We start from the raw sequence: 22330 nt of genomic DNA on the forward strand, positions 1-22330 counted from the left end.
ATAATATCCCGGTACTGATTCGAAACTTAAGATCAAAGCAAATTATGAAGAGTGTACCAAGACCGTGGGGTACCACCGAATACAGGATGAGTGGAATTGTCAATTTCATCTTGTGGTGAATCACATATTATATAAAAGGTATCGATGATGTACAAAGAAGAATTGAAAAATTCATTCGATTTCATAATAAAGGTAGAGCCCAGCGAAAGTTAAACAAGCTGATTCCTGCAGAGTACAGGAACCAGCTTGTAGGCTAAGATGATTTAAAGATCTATTCTTCAACGGAGAAGGCGGAATTATTCTGGAGAAGCGAAGCGCGCACCTTTGTCCCCGGATTTCAACAATATTAACACAATTAATAAGAAATCTGGGGACAACAGTGCTCGGAAGAATGATCCGCATTCGTAGTGATGCTAAAACTTGTGTAGGTGTTTTTTAAGGTAGCTCTTATGGATAAATTATATCTGATCCACAATAAGTGCATACACAATGCCCGGTCCATGAACACCGATGGTTAAATCGTTCTCAATGTCGGCAGAGCGGCTTGGGCCCGAAATAAAATGAATGCCTGCAGGCAAATTTTCTCGCCCAGCCGAATCAAAGTTCACCACAATTTCTCCGATCCGCGTCTTCAAACGATCCGCAGGTATAATTGCGATAAGTACGGTAGGCAGAAGGCTGACTGCTCTGCCCTGATCAGCTGAAGAGAGAACTACCATAGAACCTGTATAAGCTGCGGCATAGTCTGCTACAACGATACCGAAATCAGCTTCAGCAGCTTTGGAACGCCAGTCGGTGTCATGGTTATTATTCCAGACCGAAATATCGGTATTTGGCAGCACGGTCTCCAAGTCAAGCTGTGTAAGCTCCATCTGATTTTGCCGAAGAATGCGGCGTGCACCCATTTCTTCAGCTTTCACGGCTATAAACTGCCTTACCTGATCCATATTCGTCAAGTGAGCAGCATAGCCTCCAGCAGCTTCTATATTTACTGTGAATTGTTGAATCCGATCTTCCTGTGACCAGTTGAATTCATTCCAGAAATCCGGAGCGCCGCGAAAAGGATGCTCCGGCTTCTGCAGTACACGCGGCCTGTTCAGCTTGGCGGCGATTCCATTCATAAATAATGCCTGTTTCTTTCTTGACTTCTCCTCCATGGAAGCAAGCCATTCCTGATGCGATTGCTGTGTGCTCATGAGGTCTCCCCATCCTTCTCACGCTTTATAATAATCTGCTTCAGCCTGTTCTCTATGCCGGAATCCATTTCCTTTATGCCCTGGCGAATCTCCTCCTCAAGCGTTGGCCATCTGTCCCGGAAGGATTCTTTGGGCAAGCTCGGCATTACACGGTATGAATTCCATCCCTTTAACGGCCCAACTTTTGTACGTATTTCTCCGTCTCGAACGACCAGCTTCTGTCCAAGCTTCCCGAGACGAATAACACTTCTGAAGCGTTTGGAGTTGCCCATAATCGCCGCAAAGCCTTTCATAGCCGTTCCTTCAAGCTTATCTCCTCGCCCGGCTTCAACTTTGCGCCTGCGCAGGGAGACCAGCATATCATGGAGCGGAATTTTCACCGGACAAGCTTCATAGCAGGCACCGCATAGGCTTGAAGCATTGGCGATATCGTCCCATTCAGCTACATTTTTCTGCAGGGCAGGTGTGAGCACGGCACCAATCGGGCCACTGTAGGTGCCGCCGTAGGCGTGCCCCCCGATTTGCCTGTAGACCGGACAAGCATTAAGGCAAGCACCGCAGCGGATACAGTTAAGAAGCTCCTGAAACTCTGGATCACCGAGCTGCAGTGACCGCCCATTGTCGAGAATAATAATATGCATCTCATCCGGACCATCCGCATCATGCTCTCTTCGCGGTCCGGTGATTCCTGACATATAAACCGTCAGCTTCTGACCGGTTGCTGAACGGGGGAGCAGAGTTGCCATGACTTCGAGATCAGACCAGGACGGAATAATCCGCTCCATCCCCATCAGCGTAATTTGTGTCTTCGGAAGTGTTGTAACCATACGGGCGTTGCCCTCATTCTCAAACAATACCATGGAACCCGTTTCAGCGATGGCAAAATTGCAGCCGGTCATGCCGATATCCGCATCAAGAAACTTCTCTCTGAGCTTGTTCCTGACAAATCCAGCCAATATCGTTGTATCCGGTGGAAGAGTCTCTCCTGCTTCCTTCGACAGCAGATCAGCAATCTGATAGCGGTTCTTGTGAATAGCAGGAATAATGATATGGGACGGCGTTTCATCAGCCAGCTGAATAATATACTCACCGAGATCGGTCTCAACCGCTTCCACACCAATAGACTCCAGCGCTTTATTGAGGTGCAGTTCCTCTGAAACCATCGACTTCGATTTCACGACCGATTTAGCCGAATTCCGTTTCGCAATCTCAAGAGATATATCCACCGCCTCTTCCGCAGTCTCGGCGAAATGAACATGCACCCCGTTAGCCCGGGCATTATCAGCGAATAAATTCAAGTAATAATCCAGATTGGCAATGGTTTGAAGCCGGATTTGACGCCCCCTCTCCCGCCATATGTCCCAATTTCCGTGATCTGCAGAAGCTTTCAATTTCCCGCTGCGAAGCCTCTCCGTTGTAAACCGGACTGCACTCCGCAGAAAATCATTGTTGAGCGCCAATCGGGAACGCTGCTTCATACTTATCTTTTTTGATCCGGATGTACTCATGTTCGCTTCACTCCTTCATACAGAAGCTCTGCCAAATGCATCACCTGTACCTTCTCCCCGCGATATCTGAGGTTTCCGGCAATATTCATCAAGCAAGCCATATCAAGTCCGACCAACACAGAGGCCTCCGTCTCGACAATGTGATCCACCTTTTCGGTGACCATCGCTCCGGAAATATCCGCCATTTTAACAGCGAAAGTACCCCCAAATCCACAGCAGTCCTCGGCAAATGGCAGCGGCACGAATTCCAGCTCCTTCACCTGCCGCAATAACTCCATCGGTTCGTCCTTTACTCCAAGCAGGCGGCTGCCGTGACAGGATGGATGATACGTAACCTTTTGCGGAAATATGGCTCCGACATCCGTTACCCCGAGTACTTTAACAAGGAACTGTGAGAATTCATACGTTTTCTGCTGTAAATCCTTTGCCTTTTTCAAGTAGATTGGATCATCCTTAAACAGGTCAGTGTAATGATGAATCATGTATGTGCAGGAGCCTGAAGGAGACACGACAAAGTCACTGTCTTCAAAAGCATCCAAAATAGTCCGGGCACTTTTTCGGGCTTCGTCCCAATAACCGCTGTTATATGCAGGCTGCCCGCAGCAAGTCTGAATATCAGGGAACTCCAGTATTACACCATAACGGGCAAGCAGCCGAACCATCGCCTCCGATACCCGCGGAAACATAGCTTCGCTTAAGCATGTTACAAATAAGGATATTTTCATGTGCACCCCGCCTACCATTCATATAATCTCGCCTATTTACAAGAAGAGACGGGTTCACCTGCCCATTAGGACGGCTTCCGTTTCTGTTAACGCTTACATGGATTCCAAGTCTTTATATTGTAAAAAGAACCCCCGAGATCGGGGGATTGAACATGGATCCTGCATAATTGTCCCTACAGCGTGAACCGGCTATCACGTTATACAGAGATCATTTGGATACCGCGCTCTATGAATGGCGCTGCATCTTCAGCGGATAGACGTTTATCCGTAATAATAGTTCCGATCCGCTGAAGATCTGAAACCTGCGTGAAGGCCTGAACTCCAAATTTACTCGCATCCGCGAGCAGAATTACATCATCTGCCATACCGATCATCTTGTGCTTGATTCTGGCCTGCAGCTCATTGGACTCGCTAAGACCTCTCTCCAAATGAATCCCTTTGAAGGATAGAAACGCTTTATCCACATGATAGGAATCCAGGGATCGCTCAGCGAGCGGACCTACAAAGGAGAGGGACCGATGTGCCATAATACCTCCAGTCGAGATCACCTCGATCTTCTCCTTGCCGCCGAGTTCAGCCGCAGCCTTGATGGAATTGGTTAGTACCGTTAACGGAAAATCAGGAATCAGACGGGCCATATACCAGGCGGTAGTGCTCGCATCAAGCAGAATCCGCTGATTCGGTTCAATCAGCTTAACCGCTTCCTCTGCAATTCGCTGCTTTTCCTCAGCGTGCATAATCTCACGTTCTGTAAAAGGAATTTCAGGTTGAGAACGCCAAGGAGTAGATTGATCCTTAACACTAACCGCACCTCCATGAGACCGGCGAAGACGTCCCGAATCCTCGAGCCGGTCTAAATCCCGGCGAATGGTTTCCTCCGTTACGCCGCAAAGCTCACTCAGTTCGGTTACCCGGATACTTCCTCTCTCGTTGACCAAATGTACAATCTTCTCATAACGTTCTGCAACCAGCATAAATCTCTTCATCCTTACTGTTGTATTTTTGAAGTCAAACCTATGATTTGACGAAATCTTCCGAATGCTTCTTCCCACTCTGCCTGTTGTTCCGGCTCATATACCTTAACTCCAAATGAATGACGGATCAACTTTCGGGCTTCCCAAATGTCTGATATTTCTCCCCGGGCAATCCACTGAACAACCAGATTGCCAACGGCACTTCCTTCTGCAGGCCCGGCCCATACCGGCTTGCCAATCGCATTAGCCGTCCATTGACAAAGCAGCTCATTATGAATGCCTCCGCCTACCATATGCAGACCATTAAACCGTTGTCCAGACAATTGCTCTGTCATTTCCAGGACATAGCGGTATTTTAGAGCAAGGCTTTCAAGAATGCAGCGCACTATATCACCGGGTTCCCTAGGAACAGGTTGATTGGTTTGGACTGCATACTCTTGGATGACTGCGGGCATATCACCTGGCGACAGAAACATCTCATCATCCGGATCAATATAACAAACGAATGGCGAAGCCATTTCAGCCATGTTAACCAATTCGGGAAAAGAATACACAAGGCCTTTCTTTTCCCAGGCACGGCGGCTCTCCTGCAAAATCCAAAGACCCATGATGTTCTTCAGAAGACGGTATGTACCATAAGCACCGCCCTCATTCGTAAAGTTGAGTTCTCGAGCTTTATCATTGATCACCGGTTTATCCACTTCTGTACCCATGAGTGACCAGGTGCCGCAGCTTAGATAAGCAAAGCTGCGCTCCAGTGCAGGTACGGAAACGACAGCGGAGCCAGTATCGTGCTCTGCAACGGCATACACAGGAATAGCGGGAACGCCTAGTTCACCCATAACAGAGGAACGCAGCGAGCCTGTCATTGTGCCTGGGTTTACTACAGGAGAGAACAATGATTTGGAAAGACCAATCCGTTGTATAATATCTTCATCCCAGCAGTTCTTCACTGGGTTGTATAGCTGTGTCGTCGTAGCGTTCGTAAACTCACTGTTCATCTCACCCGTTAGAAAATAACGCAGCAGATCCGGTATCATGAGAAGTCTGTTTGCGCTTTCCAGCTGGGGTGAGTGATTCTGTCTCATTGCAGCGAGCTGGTAAATGGAATTGAACGGGAGAAACTGAATCCCCGTACGGCTGAATATTTCAGATGCCGGGATCTCCTTAAACAGCCGTTCCATTACTCCCTCGGTTTGTGTATCCCTATAATGGTACGGATTTCCGAGAAGTTCTCCATTGTCACCAATCAATCCGAAATCAACAGCCCATGAATCGATCCCTATGCTGGTCGGAGCAGCGTTCAACTGCTTGCTTTTTAACAAACCCTGCTTCATTTCATGATATAGACGGAGAATATCCCACTGCAGCCGTTGACCAACTTGAACGGGATCATTCGGAAAACGGTGAATTTCCTCAATAATCATCTTATGATCATTCAGACGACCGAGCAGCGCTCTGCCGCTGCTCGCCCCTAAATCAAAAGCAAGAACACTCATTAGGCGGCCTCCCCGTTCTTCATCGGATGTAATGCTCCCCATTGCTGCTTAACGCTTCAATAGTACTTCCGTTTCATAGGCCTTTACCTCAGCAAGCCAGTTTTCCCGGACAGGAACCCCCATTTGGGCACAGTAATAATCCCAAACCGCGCCAAAAGGATAGGATTTAAATTCCTCCAGCAAGGCTAATCTCGTTGTGTAATCGCCTTCAAATTCCGCTTTCTTTAGAGACTCCGTCGGTTCGAGCATGGCGCGAAGCAGCGCCTTTATCGTATTCCGGGTACCAATGACCCATGCTGCAACCCGATTTATGCTTCCGTCAAAGAAGTCGAGACCAATATGTGTGGTTTCAATCAGATTATTTCGTACCAGTTCCCTGCCGATTTCGATCAGCTCATCATCCATAATGACAACATGATCGCTGTCCCATCGCATCGGACGGCTGACGTGAAGCAGTATGCCGTCAGTGAACAGTGACAGAGACGACAGCTTTCCCGCAATGCTTTCGGTTGGATGGAAATGCCCTGCGTCCAGACATATCAGCTTATTGTTACTAATCCCGTAACCCATATAAAATTCATGGGAACCGACAACATAAGCCTCCGAGCCAATACCGAATAATTTGCTTTCAAGAGCATCCAGATTGTGAGCCGGGTTCAGCTCTTCAGCGAAAACTTCATCCAGTGCTTCCTTAAGGCGCTGCCTCGGTGTTAAACGATCTACCGGTACATCTTTGTAACCATCGGGAACCCAAATGTTCGTCACACAGGTCTGACCCAGCTGCTCACCGAAATAAGCGCCAATTCTCCGGGATGCCTTACAATGATCAATCCAGAATCGCCGAATTTCCGGATCCGGATGGCTAAGAGTGAATCCATCCTTGGACTTTTCGTGCGAGAAGCATGTCGGATTGAAATCCAGACCCAATCCCTGCTCCTTCGCCCAGTCCACCCATGTCTGAAAATGCTTAGGCTCCAGCTGATCCAGGTCCACCTGCTCATCCGTATCCGCGTAAATGGCATGAAGATTCACTTTATGCTTTCCTGGAATCATGGAGAGTGCCTTTTGCAGATCCGCACGAAGCTGTTCTGCCGTTTGCGCAGCACCCGGATACTGTCCCGTAACCGATATTCCTCCACTTAGTTCCTGATCTCCGAACAAAAAGCCCTGAACATCATCCCCCTGCCAGCAGTGCACCGAAATCTTGATTTGCTCCAACTTTTCCAGGGCTTTATCCACATCGACCCCGTGCTGTTCATAAAGCTGCTTCGCCTCTTCAAATCTCTGTACCACTTCTTTACGCATCCTATACCCTCCTTAAAAGAGACGTTTGAACTGTACGTTAAAAACCGTCTTCAAAACGTCTCTTTCAATTGATTTAGTTACATGGATTAATCAAGGTACTACCTGCTAAATGCTGCAGGGACACCACCGTCGATCGTGAGCATGCAGCCTGTCGTTTTCTCAGACCGGGATGAAGCGAAGAACGCGATGCCTTCAGCGATATCTCTTGGATAGATGTTTACAAGTAATGTTGTCCGCTTGCGGTAATACTCCTCAAGCTCATCTGGTTCAATACCATACGCTGCAGCCCGTTCATTCCGCCAGTTGGAATTCCAGATCGCAGAGCCTTGCAGAATCGCATCCGGAAGAACCGTATTGACACGAATCCCGTATTGTCCGCCCTCAGCCGCGATACAGCGGGCTAAATGTGCTTCAAGTGCCTTAACTGAGCTGTATGCTGAAGCATTCTTGCCCGCATATATGGAATTTTTCGAACCTACAAATACCATGCTGCCGCCGATACTTTGCTCTTTCATCATTTTGAACGCTTCACGAGCAACCAGGAAATATCCGGTTCCAAGTACATTCATGTTCAGATTCCATTCTTTCAGCGTGGTTTCATCAAAAGGACTGGATGTGGCCAAACCTGCATTGTTCACGATGATATCCACGCCACCATATGCAACGGCTGATGCTTGATAAGCCGAACGAACCGCGGCTTCATCCGTCACGTCCATCTTAACAGCGATTGCCCGGTTCTCCCCGTACTTCTCGTTAATTTCTCCGGCTACCTTCTCTGCTCCCTCCTGATTCAGGTCGGCGAGTATAACGTGGGCTCCCTCGGATACAAGACGCCGTGCAGTTTCGCTTCCAATTCCACCTGCACCGCCAGTGATAAAGGCAATCTGGCGGGAGAATTCAGCTTCCTTCGGCGCAAGTGTCAGCTTATACAGCTCCAGCGGCCAGTACTCCACATTGTACGATTCGTTCTCACTCAAGGAAACGAACTTGCCAAGAGCGGTTGCTCCGCGCATAACCGCAATAGCCCGGTGATAAAGTGCGCCGCTTACTTTAGAGTTCGACCAGCTTTTTCCGGAATTAATCATACCAACACCAGGTATCAATATGACGCGTGGAGCAGCCTCGAACATGACATCGCCTTCATGCTTGTTACGTTCAAAATATGCTTTATATTGTTCTTTATATGAAGAAATACCTTCTTGCAGTTTCACCTTTAGTCCATCAATATCCTCGGGATCCGGTGTCCAGTCGATAAAGAGAGGTATCATTTTGGTATGTACCAGATGGTCCGGACAAGCTGCCCCCACCTGAGACAACTCAAATGAGTCTTTCCCACCGACAAATGCCAGCACATCCTCCTCGTCATCAAATGAAAGAATCATTTTCTTAACATCACTTACTGCGCCGCGAATTAAAGGCATTACCTCCGCAGCTATGCTCTGGCGCGCCTCAGCAGGAAGCGGGCTGTGCTTCATACCTCCATACATTCGATCCGGATTGATTCTCTCTTCAATGAAGGTCTCGGCTTCACTAATGATTCTGATCGTCTGGGCATAACATTGTTCGGACGAATCTCCCCAGGTCACTAGTCCATGCTTCTCCATAAGAACCAACTCGGCGTTCGGATTGCTCATAACGCCTTCTGCAATCATTTTGGATAACGTAAATCCAGGTCTTATATAAGGAACCCATACAAAGCGGTCACCAAAAATCTCTTTGGCCAGTTCTTTGCCGTTGTCAGCACAGCATAGGCTAATGATGGCATCGGGATGTGTGTGGTCGACATGATTAAATGGAAGGAATGCATGAAGTAATGTTTCAATAGAAGCTCTAGGATCTTTGGAATCGATCATACAATTGGCCAAATAGGCAACCATCTCTTCATCCGGCATTTCATCTCGCTCAAACAAAGGTCTGATGTCATCCATCCGAAGCCCTGTAAAATTGCCTGCTTTCATCGAAGCAAGATCAGATCCGCTTCCCTTTACATACATGACTTCTGTATCACGACCGCGAAAATCCTTTACCGTCGTTTTACTGGAAGTGTTGCCCCCACCCCAATTGCAGACACGGCGGTCTGCCCCAATGATATTAGAACGATAAACAAGTTCATCTAAAGTGCTGCTTGCCTGTTCAGCCTTTGATTTATCCCATAAGCTTTGAACCATGAAATAATCTCCCTCCTGGAACGTTAGTTTAAAATTAAAATGTGATACCTTTGATGAATTCCTGTTTCCAATGTATTGAAAACATAATAACATGCCCGTTTATTTTTGAATAGTTAAATTTCAAAAATAAACGGGCATTTCTTTTGTTTTATTTTGTTTTTCGGAAGATAAACTTAAGCCAGGTTAAATGCTTCTTTGAGGTCATCAATCTTGGAATCATCGATATGTTGAACCGGACCTAAAACAAATGTATCAATAAAAGCTTTTGCACTGTATTCTGCCACTTCGAGTCTATCAAATGCATTTAGAAGGGACGAACCCGTGACAATGACACAGTCATTCTCAGCAATAGCAAGCGGTGTATCCTTCTTAAAATAGGCTGCCGCTTCTTCCGCTTTATGGACGACCATTCCAAACGGAAGCTTCGGCATATCCCTCAGCAAAATGTAACTTTCCGGAATCGTACGTGAATCAAAGGCAGTGTCCGTAACAGCAAATGCCATAATATTGGGTGGATGCGCAATAATAATGGATTTGACATGTGGTTGTGTTTTATAGATCAGTTCATGGAACTGAACAGACCGGCTTGGCAGTTTACCTGACTCATGTCGTCCCTCTTCTACACGTACCAAATCACCAGGCTGTAGATATTTACGATCATCACCATATGGAGTAATAACAAATGATCCGTCTGACAGACGCTGTGAGAATGTTCCCTGGGTGCTGGTGAACAGCCCCTGATCATAAGCTCTCGATATGAGCTTGCACATTTCTCTGCGGATTTCACGTTCCTCTGTGGTATAACTTCCCGGATGAAACTCATCCATTGATAATTGCGGTTTATCCCTGTTAACCGTCTTCAGCGCAATTGGTTTCCCGATTCTATACGCATTAATCTCCAATCTTGCACAGTATTCCAATGTTTCAAATGCCCGGAAAGCTTCGAACAGATTGTACCCGCCAACGACAACACCATGGTTCTCAAGCATCACACTATTGATCCCTTGAGCGAATACGGCGGCAATATTCTCGCCGAGCCTTTCACTGCCAGGTAGTGCGTATTCGGCCATTCCCACATCACCGACTATAAGCTCTTCGTTCGGAAGCAGCTTTGTATTGGGTATCCTCCTAACAATACTGAATGACACCAATGCTGGAGGGTGTGCATGTACTACAGCTTTCAAGTCCGGACGTGTATGGTAGATCAGTCGGTGGAATGGAAACTCACTTGAAGGCTTATGATGACCCGATACAGTTCCATCCGGTTTTACACATACGATGTCATTTCTCGTTAAAGCTCCCTTATCAACTCCGGCAGGAGTAATCCAAATATCCCCGTTCTCATCCTTTATGGACAAATTACCTCCCGATGTCGTTGTCATTCCATAGCCGTAAATCCGTTCCATCATCATCAACAATTGATCAGCCGGATGCAGAAACTCGGTTTGCATGCTCATCGCCTCCAGTAACAAAAGTTTTCAAATATTTATTTATATTTGTTTTCTTTTGTTTTATTTTGTTATCAGTTTACTTTATGTATTGTCTTTCGGCAATGATTTATTGCACTCATAAAAAAAGCTGCTCCGCAACAGAATACTCTGTTTCAGAGACAGCCCTCTCATACCAAGAGGCCATGACAACCCACCTGGGTGTCCTTTAATTTGCCTGCTCAGCTTTCTCAATTCCTTTTACCAATGCATCACGAAAAGCAATTTCCTCATCGTTTACGTATCCCTTAAAGACAACCTCTGAAATATCCTTATGGTTGAAAAATATATTCGAATCCGATGTCAAATTTCCATGTGGATAGAAACAGGCGACATAATCCCATCTTTTCAGCGTTTTGGAATCGTTCTGCATCCTTCCATAAATCATCAGTGTCTGATCCCAATCTTTAAATTTTACAACAGATCCTATAGGTAAGAGTTCCGCTTGCATGAGTTCCAATTCCATTCATCCCTTCATTATTTTCTTCCCGATAAAATAGACAGCTGTAACAACAAGTGGAATCGTAATTAGAAAAGTAATGACGATTACCGCTTTTTCCACACCTTGAGTACTGGAATCCAAAAGATTCGGTATCACGGTTCCTAGAACCCCGATAATTGCAATAGCGATCATAATCTGCTTGAATTTAATAAGTTTATCGCTCAAAGATTTCAGACTCCCCTCTGCCTTGATCAGTCCTAATCGATCGTGATCTCTCCGCCTACGCCTACGAGACTTGCTCCTGGACCGAGCGGAATATGGAATTTCAGGCCTGACTTTCCCACCTCAGCTGATCCTCCAACAACGCCAAGCGAAGCAGATCCGCCGATGTTTAACTCTTTATCTGTAAATGGTAAAGGGATTTTTAACCCGCCTTCATATTTATTCAGTGTAGCCTCAGCTCCTACACTCAATGTTCCTTCTTTTATAGAAGCTTCCACTTCTGCCTTGCCCACGCTTACAGAGCCTTCTACATAATCATTTGAGTAACCTGCTTCAACAATTGTGGCCTCGGCATGCGCTCCGCTGGTAAGACTTGCTCCGGCTTCACCAGAAATAGCCTTGGTATAAAACCCGTTTTCCTCATTTTCGATCACACTTCCGCTGACCGAGGCGCCATCGATCATCTTATCAACCAGAGATTTATCTTTCTTTGAATTCGCTGCAGTGCTCGTACCGCCTGCAGCCGCCGCTCCCGATCCTGCGGCTATAACTCCAGCCCCTGCTCCGGCAGCCATAGCCCCGCCAGCCATCACATTATTAGCTAAAGGGCTTGTACTTGATTCATCTGTAGTTCGGAATTTCACAGAAATTTGATTCAGTTCTGTGGATACCGTATGTAAGCATTCTACGAATTTGTTCATGGTGACTCTTGCCTGCTGATATTCACCGTAAAATCTTTCGCGGGTGATTCCTTCCCACTGTCCTTCCATTTGCTGTATGCACTGTTGAAGCCTCTGAACAATTTCGCTGCTTTGCTGACCCGATTGGGCAAATTGCGTAGATACCTGATTGATGTGCTCTGGAGTAATCAAAATACGATTGGACATGGACAAGACGCTCCTTCTTATGCGCTTTAGAATTAACCTGTCTAAGGATATAAATCAATTCAGAAACTATTAACCATCCCTAAAACCCAATAACCACATTTTTCTATTTTAAAATTTGAATACCCGGTCCACAATGAATCTCTGGGTCCATTTTTTCCCGATCTTAAAGAAACAGATCCGTCTAAAGTCACTAATTCGGATAACCCTGTGTTAACAACACGAAAAAAGCAGCTCCGCTAAGAGCTGCTTTATGATACATATTGATACCCAGCCATTCCAGAAAATATCAGATAAAGAAAAACGGTATTAAGAACAACAGCGCAATGGAGGTCCACGCCAATGCAGCACCAGGATATCCAAAGCCATAACCGTAGCCATATCCCGGACCAAAAGCAGAAACTTCTGCGTTCTTCTTCACACTAGAAGAGGGTTGTTTCTTAGCCTTGCGGGATTTTGTAGACAATATGCCAACAGAAGGATACACTTCCTCAAACTCCAAGCCTCTTTCACTTACACCTTTAAGAGTTCCTCTTACTTGTGAACCGTCATGCAGTACAGCACAGACCTGACGGCCTACATATGGTTTACATGTCTCTACTGTTAGCGGATAAATATTATGCACCGCTCATCCTCCTCACCCGTTGAATTGATTTATTCTATTCCACTAGGTGAGTCCATGTCCGATACAAACGTCTACTTTATATAGATTCTTTTATTATGCTGACTATTTCAGCGGGATTTTTCATAGGCTTTAACCATCATGCTGTGATCAATAGCTCCCTGAAAGCGATCCGTAATTACGCCCTGTGCATTAATTACATATGTCGTGGGATAAGCAACGATTTGGTATTGATCCGTCACAACTCCTCTGGAATCATATGCAACCGGGAATGTAACCCCTACTTCGTCAAGGAATGCACTAGCATCGTCCGAATTCTTCTCTAAATGTGCCATATTTACGCTTAAGATCACCATATCCTTGTCCTTATATTCCTCATAAAAATCTTGCATATACGGCATTTCGACCTTACATGGCGGACACCATGAAGCCCAAAAGTTCAAAAAAACCGTCTGCCCGGCGTAATCAGATAGTTTAACCGGTTCTCCATCTTTCGTCTCCAATGTGAACTGAGGTGCCCTGTTTCCAATCTTAAGCCCTTCTTCAATGGAGTGATCTACTGTCACATTATTCGTCCCGGTTTGACCCGTTTCTTGCTTATTGGAATAATCATAAATGCCCCAGGAAACCAGGCCCAGCAAAATTACTATAGCAATCCAGTTTTTCCTCATAAAGCTCCCTCTCCCTCGACTATTTCACTCCTAAGATTAGCCGACGTTGTCCTGTTTCGGTTTATTAATGATCATGTCAGAAGCCAATAGGATTATTGCCATAATGACATATACAATCTGAATAGCACTAAGGCCGGCTATGACAATGTCACGATCCGGATCAAAGAATCGAATAAAGACTGAGCCAATACTGTACCATAAAGCGAGTGAGTTAAAATATCGAATCGAAGAATCAAATTTCAACCAAACGATCACAGCGAATATTGCATGAAGCAATACATACAACAGATCGTCCCATCCGGAGGTATCAAGCCACAACCCTAGAAGCGCATATCTTGCAGAGCTTGCCGCTAAAAAAGCCAAAGCCGATGCTTTCAATAAGGGGATGGTTAATGACCGCTTCCTGTTCAATTGGAATCCAATATACAAGAGGGCTAATGCAGTCCCAAGGAGAATGCCTTTATCCCCACCCGTTAAATACAACAGTGATAATGGATTCTGAATTGTCCGCACAAGATCAAACACGATCATACCGAATTTCCATGCAACAAACCCAATGATTAGTGCATTCGTATAGACATCTGTAATCCAGTGTGATTCTTCCCGACCGCGAAGACGCATTTTCAGAACGATATAGCCCGTGACAGCAGATATAATAAAAGCCAATAAATCCGCCCGGATCATCAATGGACCCAAAGCAATCGTGCTCAAACTATTTCCTCCCTAATACAGCTCATTTTTATTACCCCTAGGGGTATACATTATATGATAATAAGAACACTACTCCGTGTCAACTGAAGCTTCCTGCCTATCTTTTATCCGAGATCACAAGAAAGAATGTGGCCACCGGACCAAATAATAATGACAGTAAAAACCAGTTAAGTCCGCTTCGATTCTTTCCCTGAGCAATACCTGCATTTATGAGCGCGAGTGTCCCCCACCCTACAACATATTCATTGTTCATTTACTTTCCCTCCAAAAATAACGATTACACTTCCCTACTCTACGTATTGAGAAACAAAGCGTTTCGTGGTAATTATAAGCCGCTGCTGTCTTTCACTGAATTTTTTCCAAAATTCCGCATTGAAAAAGAGGCCTAATAGGCCTCTTTTTCAGACTCCATATTAAATACTTTTATCAATACATTGGATTAGACGCTGCTCGATATCCTTTGCAATCGTTGACAGCTTATCATTCTCAATAAAGTTGATGAGTGCTGTCGGCTTCGGCATCCCGATCTTTGTTGCCCCTTGGTCTTCATAGACTGCAATTTTGCAGGGAAGAAAATAACCAACGAGTGCATTCTCGGACAACACCTTCTCTGCTTCAACAGGGTTGCATACCTCAAGAATATGATACAGCTGATTGAGTTCTACACCCTTTTCATGCAGCTTCTCTTTCATATTCAAATCCATAAGAACCCCGAACTTCTCTTCTTTCAGATTTTCGGTCAAATCCGAAATCGCTTGTTTAGGCGATTTGTTCGTTTGTACGGTGTAATGAAACATGATGAATCCTCCTTCTTTATTCAGGAAAAAATAACACTCATATATAATTACCCATACTCCCCAAGGTATATTCAGCAATGGTAAACCAACTTATTACAATGAAATGAATCCATTTTTATTAATCCCCAATATATTAAATCACTCCATACCCAGCTTCTCTTTATCCATCAGCCCCTGCTTCAGAGCATAATTTCCCCAGTGCGGCTTTCTTCCATCAATATCACTGAATCCATAAACATCTGAGAGTCCCCAGCTGCTCAGCGATTTGCCCGTATACTTAAACACGTTCGGGTCTGCAGCCAGTGCTGCTACCGCCTGTCCTACAAAATACGGCGTCTCTGACTCAATATAATGCGGCTCCTTCGCTACGGCGTCACGCCAATTCTCCTCAGCTACCCCGAAGTATTCCAGCATCTGCTCGGATCGGAGGAAACCTGGCGTCACAGCCACCGCTGTTACCTGATAATCGCGAAGATCCTCCGCCATTGCGGCAGCTAAGTGAACCGGGGATATTTTGGCCAAGCTGTAATATAACTGTCCCCGGTAGTGGTACCCGACACCATCAGTCATCTCGATGATGACTCCCTGCTTGCGCTTTACCATAAGCGGTGCTCCGTAATAGCTTGTCAATAGATGCGCTTTAACTGAGCGTTCCTGAAGCAACAGACCATCAGCGAGAGAATGCTCCCAAAATGGAACACCCCACTGGACATACTGCTCGCCTCCCCATATATCATTGACCAGAATATCCAGCTGTCCATTTTGCTCTTCATCTACCCGTTTGAAAAATGCTTCCACTTCTTTCTCCTGTGTATGGTCAACCCGAGCCGGAATACCCACTCCTCCGCGGGCTGAGACCATCTCAGCCGTCTCCTCAATGGTCTCAGGACGATTAAGATCTGAACGGCTCTCTCTTGTACTTCTCCCCGTACAGTATACGGTAGCACCAGCAGCACCCAGCATAACTGCAATTCCGCGGCCTGCCCCTCTGGTTGCTCCGGCAACGACCGCCACTTTTCCAGCTAAAGGCTTTTTATTCATAATCTATACCTCCAGTTCTTTGGGATAATCATCTATGTATTTAGTGTAGCAAATGATATATGACATCCTTTGTCCTATTTTCATGTTACACTAATATAAACATTTTACTTGAGCGTAAGGGATGTGAACGTTATCAAAGCTGACCGATTGCTGTCCATACTCCTCATATTGCAAAATAACGGTAAAATGACTTCCCGCAGTCTATCTGAACAGCTCGAAGTATCGGAAAGAACGATTAACCGTGACATGGAAGCACTAAGTGCCGCCGGTATTCCCGTTTATGCAGAAAGGGGTCTTCACGGCGGCTGGCGTCTATCCGAACAGTATCAAACCAAACTGACAGGCATGAAAAGAGAAGAGCTCATGAGTTTGCTGATATCCAATCCGGACAATCTGTTAGCAGATTTAGGCATCAGGAGGCATTATAAATCCGCCTTTCAGAAATTATTAGCGTCCTCTCCGGATTCCATTCGTAAAGACGCCGAAATGGTCAGGTCCCGCATCCATATTGACGGTGCCGGCTGGAGTCCGGTCCTGGACACGTTAGCTTGTTTATCCACCGTTCAAGATGCTGTATGGTTGGAACGTAAGCTCTCCATTCGTTATAAGCGTGAGGACCGGATTGTTGAACGGGTGGTCCATCCACTAGGGCTTATCGCCAAACGTAACGTTTGGTATGTTGCTGCGGAGTCCGAAGGGGATATTCGCACATACCGGATATCAAGGTTATTGGATGCCAAAATGCTTGAGGATTCATTCGAGCGCCCCGCTGACTTTCATTTGGCTCAATACTGGGAGGCTTCGATGAACGATTTCAAGCAGAACTTACCGCGATATCCAGCTGTGCTCTTAATAGAGGCATCTCGATTAAACCGGCTTGAAAGAGAGCGTTATGTAAAAATTATTAATTATTCTCCATATAAGAAACACTGGCTGAAAGCGGAAGTTCAATTCGACACATTAGAATCTGCGTGCGAGATTATTTTGTCCCACGGCCCGTATATTCAGGTATCCCATCCTGAAGAACTTAAAGAGCGGGTCATCTCTCAGGCCAATCAAATTTTGAAGCAATATGAACAAATAAATAAGCAGCTGAACTGATCTATTTTTCATAACCGGAGGAATTCTCAATGTCCCAATCTTCACGTTCGACCCAAGAAACGATCAAAATTGTATCCCCCAAAATCCCTAAGGCACCCGAATGTGTTGACATACCTGAGCTTGAGATTCAGGATGAATCCAGCTTCAATCAGGCTTTACTACAGGATGGACGGCTATCTTATCTGAACGCCAATAAAGTCATGTTCGACCAGACCGTATTTGATCATGTCACGTTTGAGCATGTTTCACTCCGGCATTTGGAACTGACCGATGTTGTCTTTAATCATTGTGACTTATCGAATGCTGATTTCAGTGAGGCTATTATTCACCGGGTACAGTTTAATCACTGCAAAATACTAGGTCTTGATCTCACAGCTGCAACCATCCGTAATGCTTCATTCCATCACTGTACCGGAGATTATGCAACGTTCCGTTTTTCGAATATGAAGCAGGTATCTTTCCGCTCAACGTCTCTGACCAAATCCGATTTCTATCATACGGACCTCTCGAAGGTGGATTTTGCAGAGACAAATATCGACCAGGCACAGTTCTCTGGCACGAAGCTGGCGGGAATTGATCTTAGCAGAGCAGAATTTCATAACCTAGGCTGTACATTAGAGGACCTGCAGGGTTGTATTATATCGCCGGCCCAATCAATCCTGTTCACCAAGATATTCGGACTCATCGTGAAGGAGTAATTTCATTCGAATCATGATTAAGCGAAGCCGACGCCTAGTATTTAATGAATAAGTTGTTTACATCCCCAAGAAGGAAGCGAATGCTCATGACTATATTTTTCACTATGCTGATGATGGGACTTATCCTTGGATTTGTTGGTGCCGGCGGCTCCGGATTTATCATCGCTTTGCTCGTAACCTTGTTTCACATTCCAGTCCATACCGCGCTTGGCACCTCGATCGCCGCGATGGTGTTTACAATGCTCTCAGGATCAATCAGCCATATGCGGGAAAAGAACACCGTCTTCTCGGTAGGTCTGGCTGTCGGCTTATTCGGAGCCATCGGTGCTTATTCGGGCAGCTTCGCAGCACGACTTATTCCAGAGGACAAGCTCGTATGGTTTACCGCCATGATGCTCTTTCTCTCCGGGATTCTAATCTGGGCTCGTACCCGAGTGACAATCTCCAGTCGTCCTTTACTGACTTCCATCCGATCACCACATTTCTGGTTGATGGCAGCGATCTCGGGACTTATTACGGGCGGTATGTCCGGTGTGTTCGGCATCGGTTCAACGCCCTTTATTCAGCTCGCCCTTATGATCCTGTTTCATATGCCAATGAGACTGGCTGTGGGCACAACTATGCTTGTCATTATGCCGATCGCATTATTCGGAGGATTCGGGTATTTCCAAGCTGGTTATATCGACTGGAGCCTCCTTTTACAGGTCGTTGCCGGAACTATGATCGGTTCATATATTGGTGCCAAATTTACGGCACGAGCTCCAAAAGCATTGCTTCGATTCGCCATGATTGGTACGCCGATTATAGGTAGTATTATTATGATGTTGAGGTAGAATGTCGATTTGCACTCCTGTGGGTTCATCCCAAATGTCTTAGATTTTGAGATTAGCCCCATTTTGCTAATGGGAGGCGCTACGGATACGAATCATTCCTCCCATCGCTCTTGTGCTCTAATTTCCTGAATGATTCTTGTATATCGTAGAAATTAGAGCACAAAGGCGAACGCTTTCGCTTGTCCGGAAACGCTTCGTCCCCTCCGCTGCTTCGAGCATTCCCACTAAAATTTACTTAATGGCAGGTCAATTATTCTTCATAAATCTCTTTTCGGATCGAATAAATATAATTTTCCGAATTGTAAGCAACCGTTATACTTGGCACTCCCTCTTTTACAAACATATAATGTCCTGGCTTTTTCTTATCAATGGACACCTGGTAATCTTTAATATTTACACCAAGTATTTTATCTATAAGAGGAGCAACTGTGTCTTTAACATTTTTAACATCCGTCACTTTTGTGCTTCCATCAGAAGCATTTCTTAAGGATAAATCGCTAATCTGTACAATTTCACCCCGGCCTAGATCTACATAGACAATGGCATCCTCACCATAATGAAGTTCCAATATTTCATATCCTAGACTGTAGTACTTTGTATAAAATGCCTTGGACAGCGTGGGAACCTCACTAGCACCACGCAGTTCTTTCAGCGCTATACTTCCCTCATTATCAACTTCAGCAGATATATCCTGAATATTCTTATGCATCCAGATTCGCTTCATATCGCCGTTCTCAAATTCCACGTTCACATCTTCACTTCTAAAGGTTGTATTCACGACATTCTGAGTATCACTCCAAACTCGATATAAAACTTGTCTTTCTACAGAATAATCAAATGAACCTGAATAACTTAACTGTTGTAACTCCATTTCTGTCTGATCTGCTAATGATGAAACGGAACTTTTCGGTAATATTGCAATTGAATCCACTTTTGTTACTTTTTTAGATGACTTGTCAATCCATAAACTTGCACGATCTTTCCCCTCACCACTGAAAGACAATAATATTTCGTTATTATCTGTTTCCCTGCTATCTACAAATTCCATCGGTTTACCTACCACTTCAAGCATTGCTGTTTTGGCACTATTCCAAATTGCAGGTGACACCCCCTCAGAAGATGTTTCCATTAGCATGTTATGAGCTCTGTAGACTAAGTTTGAGTTTAATATATCCGATTTCCATAACCAACTCACTGCTACAACGAATAATATGATTGTAATTGAAACACCCCACTGCATATTTTTACGAGAATTATTCGATTTTTTATATCCGGTCATTGATCGTTCGTTCTCTTCTATCTTCATCATGATTGCTTGTTTGTGCTTTATAGTAAAGCCATCATTCTCGAACGGACCTTTCTTGGCCCGTCCATACCATTCCAAACATCCATACCATATTGATCCATTATTGCTTCCAATGATAGGCGATCCATGACTTTCGTATATTGTAAATGACTTAAATCTAGTTCCAATTTATTCACCTCAAACAATAAGACTCATTTTACGAATGTCTGGTTCCCAACTTATCAAAAATAATTATGACACTAAAAAACCGCTAATATGAATTAAAGTATCCATCTTTTAGCGGCTACAAATATTGATTGATAATCACTTTATACTATTGTTTATCCATATCGCTTATTGAGTCAACTATTGTGTCTTCCTGATCTTCAAACACATTGGGCCTCGGAACATTCGTAATTCCTTCGGATTGTTCCACCCAATGTTCAATGTTCCGGTATAATTCAGCATACGATTGTTCAAGTGTCTCTTCCGAAATATGTTCTGCATTGACGAGATGATCCGGCTCCTGCTGATCCATAAACTTCCCTCCTGCTCCTGTTCGTTACTTGCATGTACAGCGCTGCTTTTGCCTCATTAATATTGTGAAGGACTTCTCATTTTATTCTCATCCTGCACCCTGACCATCTTTTCAATCATAAAAAAAGAAAGCCGGCACCATTCATGCCAGCTTCCCTCTCTCTAAGTCTTATTGCTGCGCCCGGTTTAAAAAGGCTCTTGTCCGCTCCACTTTTGGATGATTAAATATTTGTTCCGGCGTACCGGACTCCACCACTTCACCATTATCCATAAAAATAACACGGTCAGCCACATCTCTCGCGAAGCTCATCTCATGGGTTACGATCACCATGGTCATATGCTCCTCGGCAATCTTTTTTATCACCTGGAGTACTTCGCCAGTAAGCTCAGGATCCAGTGCAGAGGTAGGCTCGTCAAACAGCATAATATCCGGGTTCATCATTAAAGCTCTGGCTATAGCCACACGCTGCTTTTGGCCGCCTGACAGATTGGCAGGATAAACGGCGGCCTTATCTGTAAGCCCCACCTTCCTTAGCAGCTCTGAACTCTTTTTATGAACCTGTTCTTCGGATTCCTTTTTCACCTGTCTGGGGGCAAGCTCAAGATTCTTCTCAACGCTCAAATGCGGAAAAAGATTAAAATGCTGAAATACCATTCCCATACGGGAAGTGATTTTCTTTAACTGCTTGCTGTCTGCATACACCCCATCATGAACAAGGTATTCATCCTGAACACGAATTGAGCCGCCATTAACCTCTTCCAGATGGACAAGACTCCGCAGCATGGTGCTTTTCCCCGAGCCGGAAGGCCCGATGACTGCAACAACCTCACCTTTATTGACTTCAAAGGACACATTTTTTAAAACGTTCAAATCGCCAAATGATTTTTGTATATTAGAAACTTCGATAATAGCCATTGCTGTACAGTCCTTTATTCGAATTTGAACCTGCGTTCAAGATACTTAAATAATAATGTTAATACTAACGTCATAAGCAAATAGATAACACCCGCAACAACGAATGGCAGCAGCCTAGAATCCCGGTTTACAGCGGTTTGAGCAAAATGTAGTAACTCAGGAACTGCAACTGCATACAGCAGTGCTGTATCTTTCACCAAGGTTATTGACTCATTCGATACGGCTGGAAGAGCCACTCGAAACATTTGCGGTAAAATAATGCGAGACGTTGTCTGCCAGCGGCTGAGCCCGAGCACCTGTGATGCTTCATACTGGCCTTTATCTATTGCAAGCAATCCACCTCGGAATATTTCAGCAAAATAAGCAGCATAATTCAATACAAATGCCAGACTGGCCGCTACAAACCGGTCCATAACCAAGTATTCACCAATAACAGGCAGAATCGGCAGCCCATAAACGAAAAACAGCAGCTGCAGTAAAAGCGGTGTTCCCCGCATCACATAAATGAATGCATTTGCTAACCATACCAATGGTTTAATTGCACTCTTCACTAGTAAAGTAAGCCCAAAGCCGAGTGGAATGGAAGCCACAATCGCGATCAGAAACAATAGTATCGTTTTTTGTGCTCCCTCCAATATCGGGATCGTGATGTCTATCAGATAATTTATGTCCATAATTTCTAACTCCCATTTTAAAAACATGTTGTAC

The 22330-nt window shown here is 45.0% G+C and carries 24 protein-coding genes; 3 read left to right on the forward strand and 21 right to left on the reverse strand.

The annotated features are described in order from the left end of the window. Nucleotides 1–458: 458 nt before the first annotated feature. From BN1234_RS07155 to BN1234_RS07230, 17 genes are all read right to left on the reverse strand, one after another. Nucleotides 459–1196, reverse strand: coding sequence for a LutC/YkgG family protein (locus tag BN1234_RS07155; protein ID WP_054955981.1), 738 nt, complete (start codon nucleotides 1194–1196; stop codon nucleotides 459–461). Then, a complete protein-coding gene (locus BN1234_RS07160; RefSeq protein WP_054955982.1) occupies nucleotides 1193–2704 on the reverse strand; it encodes a LutB/LldF family L-lactate oxidation iron-sulfur protein in 1512 nt (503 codons plus the stop codon). The genes BN1234_RS07155 and BN1234_RS07160 overlap by 4 nt, the downstream gene beginning before the upstream one ends. Beyond that, a complete protein-coding gene (locus BN1234_RS07165) occupies nucleotides 2701–3429 on the reverse strand; it encodes a (Fe-S)-binding protein (protein WP_054955983.1) in 729 nt (242 codons plus the stop codon). The genes BN1234_RS07160 and BN1234_RS07165 overlap by 4 nt, the downstream gene beginning before the upstream one ends. A 197-nt stretch (nucleotides 3430–3626) precedes the next feature. Beyond that, on the reverse strand, nucleotides 3627–4403 hold the full coding sequence (locus BN1234_RS07170) for a DeoR/GlpR family DNA-binding transcription regulator (RefSeq protein WP_054955984.1): 777 nt from the start codon (nucleotides 4401–4403) through the stop codon (nucleotides 3627–3629). A 14-nt stretch (nucleotides 4404–4417) separates the two neighbouring features. Continuing rightward, the gene (locus BN1234_RS07175) at nucleotides 4418–5902 is read right to left on the reverse strand and encodes a rhamnulokinase (protein ID WP_054955985.1); all 1485 of its coding nucleotides are present in this window, start codon (nucleotides 5900–5902) and stop codon (nucleotides 4418–4420) included. Nucleotides 5903–5950: 48 nt separating this feature from the next. Then, nucleotides 5951–7207 carry an L-rhamnose isomerase gene (rhaA, locus tag BN1234_RS07180; protein ID WP_054955986.1) on the reverse strand — a complete coding sequence of 419 codons (1257 nt, stop codon included), beginning with the start codon at nucleotides 7205–7207 and terminating at the stop codon, nucleotides 5951–5953. A 98-nt stretch (nucleotides 7208–7305) separates the two neighbouring features. Continuing rightward, entirely contained in the window at nucleotides 7306–9375 is a 2070-nt protein-coding gene (locus BN1234_RS07185; RefSeq protein WP_054955987.1) for a bifunctional rhamnulose-1-phosphate aldolase/short-chain dehydrogenase, read from the reverse strand. Between the two features lie 173 nt (nucleotides 9376–9548). Continuing rightward, entirely contained in the window at nucleotides 9549–10826 is a 1278-nt protein-coding gene (locus BN1234_RS07190) for a class II aldolase/adducin family protein (RefSeq protein WP_054955988.1), read from the reverse strand. Between the two features lie 205 nt (nucleotides 10827–11031). After that, nucleotides 11032–11313 (reverse strand): DUF4176 domain-containing protein, encoded by a 282-nt coding sequence (locus BN1234_RS07195; protein WP_156337168.1) that lies wholly within the window; start codon nucleotides 11311–11313, stop codon nucleotides 11032–11034. Between the two features lie 15 nt (nucleotides 11314–11328). Beyond that, nucleotides 11329–11529, reverse strand: coding sequence for a hypothetical protein (locus BN1234_RS07200; protein ID WP_054955989.1), 201 nt, complete (start codon nucleotides 11527–11529; stop codon nucleotides 11329–11331). Between the two features lie 32 nt (nucleotides 11530–11561). Continuing rightward, complete coding sequence (locus BN1234_RS07205) at nucleotides 11562–12413, reverse strand: WXG100 family type VII secretion target (RefSeq protein ID WP_054955990.1); 852 nt, start codon at nucleotides 12411–12413, stop codon at nucleotides 11562–11564. A gap of 286 nt (nucleotides 12414–12699) precedes the next feature. Further along, entirely contained in the window at nucleotides 12700–13035 is a 336-nt protein-coding gene (locus BN1234_RS07210; RefSeq protein WP_245640116.1) for a hypothetical protein, read from the reverse strand. Between the two features lie 107 nt (nucleotides 13036–13142). Further along, the gene (locus tag BN1234_RS07215) at nucleotides 13143–13703 is read right to left on the reverse strand and encodes a TlpA family protein disulfide reductase (protein WP_054955991.1); all 561 of its coding nucleotides are present in this window, start codon (nucleotides 13701–13703) and stop codon (nucleotides 13143–13145) included. Nucleotides 13704–13739: 36 nt separating this feature from the next. After that, a complete protein-coding gene (locus tag BN1234_RS07220; RefSeq protein WP_054955992.1) occupies nucleotides 13740–14414 on the reverse strand; it encodes a hypothetical protein in 675 nt (224 codons plus the stop codon). Nucleotides 14415–14511: 97 nt separating this feature from the next. After that, a complete protein-coding gene (locus BN1234_RS22465) occupies nucleotides 14512–14667 on the reverse strand; it encodes a hypothetical protein (RefSeq protein WP_170308001.1) in 156 nt (51 codons plus the stop codon). A 160-nt stretch (nucleotides 14668–14827) separates the two neighbouring features. Then, nucleotides 14828–15211, reverse strand: coding sequence for a DUF302 domain-containing protein (locus tag BN1234_RS07225; protein ID WP_054955993.1), 384 nt, complete (start codon nucleotides 15209–15211; stop codon nucleotides 14828–14830). A gap of 138 nt (nucleotides 15212–15349) precedes the next feature. Next, entirely contained in the window at nucleotides 15350–16252 is a 903-nt protein-coding gene (locus tag BN1234_RS07230) for an SDR family oxidoreductase (RefSeq protein ID WP_054955994.1), read from the reverse strand. A gap of 132 nt (nucleotides 16253–16384) precedes the next feature. On the opposite strand from BN1234_RS07230, the gene BN1234_RS07235 reads away from it, so the two are divergent. The 3 genes from BN1234_RS07235 to BN1234_RS07245 all read left to right on the forward strand — a co-directional run bounded on the left by BN1234_RS07235 (nucleotide 16385) and on the right by BN1234_RS07245 (nucleotide 18884). Then, nucleotides 16385–17353, forward strand: a complete 969-nt coding sequence (locus tag BN1234_RS07235) for a helix-turn-helix transcriptional regulator (RefSeq protein WP_054956010.1) — start codon at nucleotides 16385–16387, stop codon at nucleotides 17351–17353. Nucleotides 17354–17382: 29 nt separating this feature from the next. Beyond that, on the forward strand, nucleotides 17383–18051 hold the full coding sequence (locus BN1234_RS07240) for a pentapeptide repeat-containing protein (RefSeq protein ID WP_054955995.1): 669 nt from the start codon (nucleotides 17383–17385) through the stop codon (nucleotides 18049–18051). Between the two features lie 86 nt (nucleotides 18052–18137). Beyond that, nucleotides 18138–18884 (forward strand): sulfite exporter TauE/SafE family protein, encoded by a 747-nt coding sequence (locus BN1234_RS07245; RefSeq protein ID WP_054955996.1) that lies wholly within the window; start codon nucleotides 18138–18140, stop codon nucleotides 18882–18884. A gap of 250 nt (nucleotides 18885–19134) precedes the next feature. Here the strand turns inward: BN1234_RS07245 and BN1234_RS07250 are convergent, their stop codons facing one another. The 4 genes from BN1234_RS07250 to BN1234_RS07265 all read right to left on the reverse strand — a co-directional run bounded on the left by BN1234_RS07250 (nucleotide 19135) and on the right by BN1234_RS07265 (nucleotide 22296). After that, on the reverse strand, nucleotides 19135–20268 hold the full coding sequence (locus BN1234_RS07250; protein WP_054955997.1) for a hypothetical protein: 1134 nt from the start codon (nucleotides 20266–20268) through the stop codon (nucleotides 19135–19137). Nucleotides 20269–20503: 235 nt separating this feature from the next. Further along, complete coding sequence (locus tag BN1234_RS07255) at nucleotides 20504–20707, reverse strand: hypothetical protein (RefSeq protein WP_054955998.1); 204 nt, start codon at nucleotides 20705–20707, stop codon at nucleotides 20504–20506. A gap of 168 nt (nucleotides 20708–20875) precedes the next feature. After that, entirely contained in the window at nucleotides 20876–21622 is a 747-nt protein-coding gene (locus BN1234_RS07260) for an amino acid ABC transporter ATP-binding protein (protein WP_054955999.1), read from the reverse strand. Between the two features lie 14 nt (nucleotides 21623–21636). Beyond that, on the reverse strand, nucleotides 21637–22296 hold the full coding sequence (locus tag BN1234_RS07265) for an amino acid ABC transporter permease (protein WP_054956000.1): 660 nt from the start codon (nucleotides 22294–22296) through the stop codon (nucleotides 21637–21639). Nucleotides 22297–22330 lie beyond the last annotated feature (34 nt).

It is taken from the genome of Paenibacillus dakarensis, assembly GCF_001373415.1.
GTDB classification, from domain to species: domain Bacteria; phylum Bacillota; class Bacilli; order Paenibacillales; family Paenibacillaceae; genus Paenibacillus_AQ; species Paenibacillus_AQ dakarensis.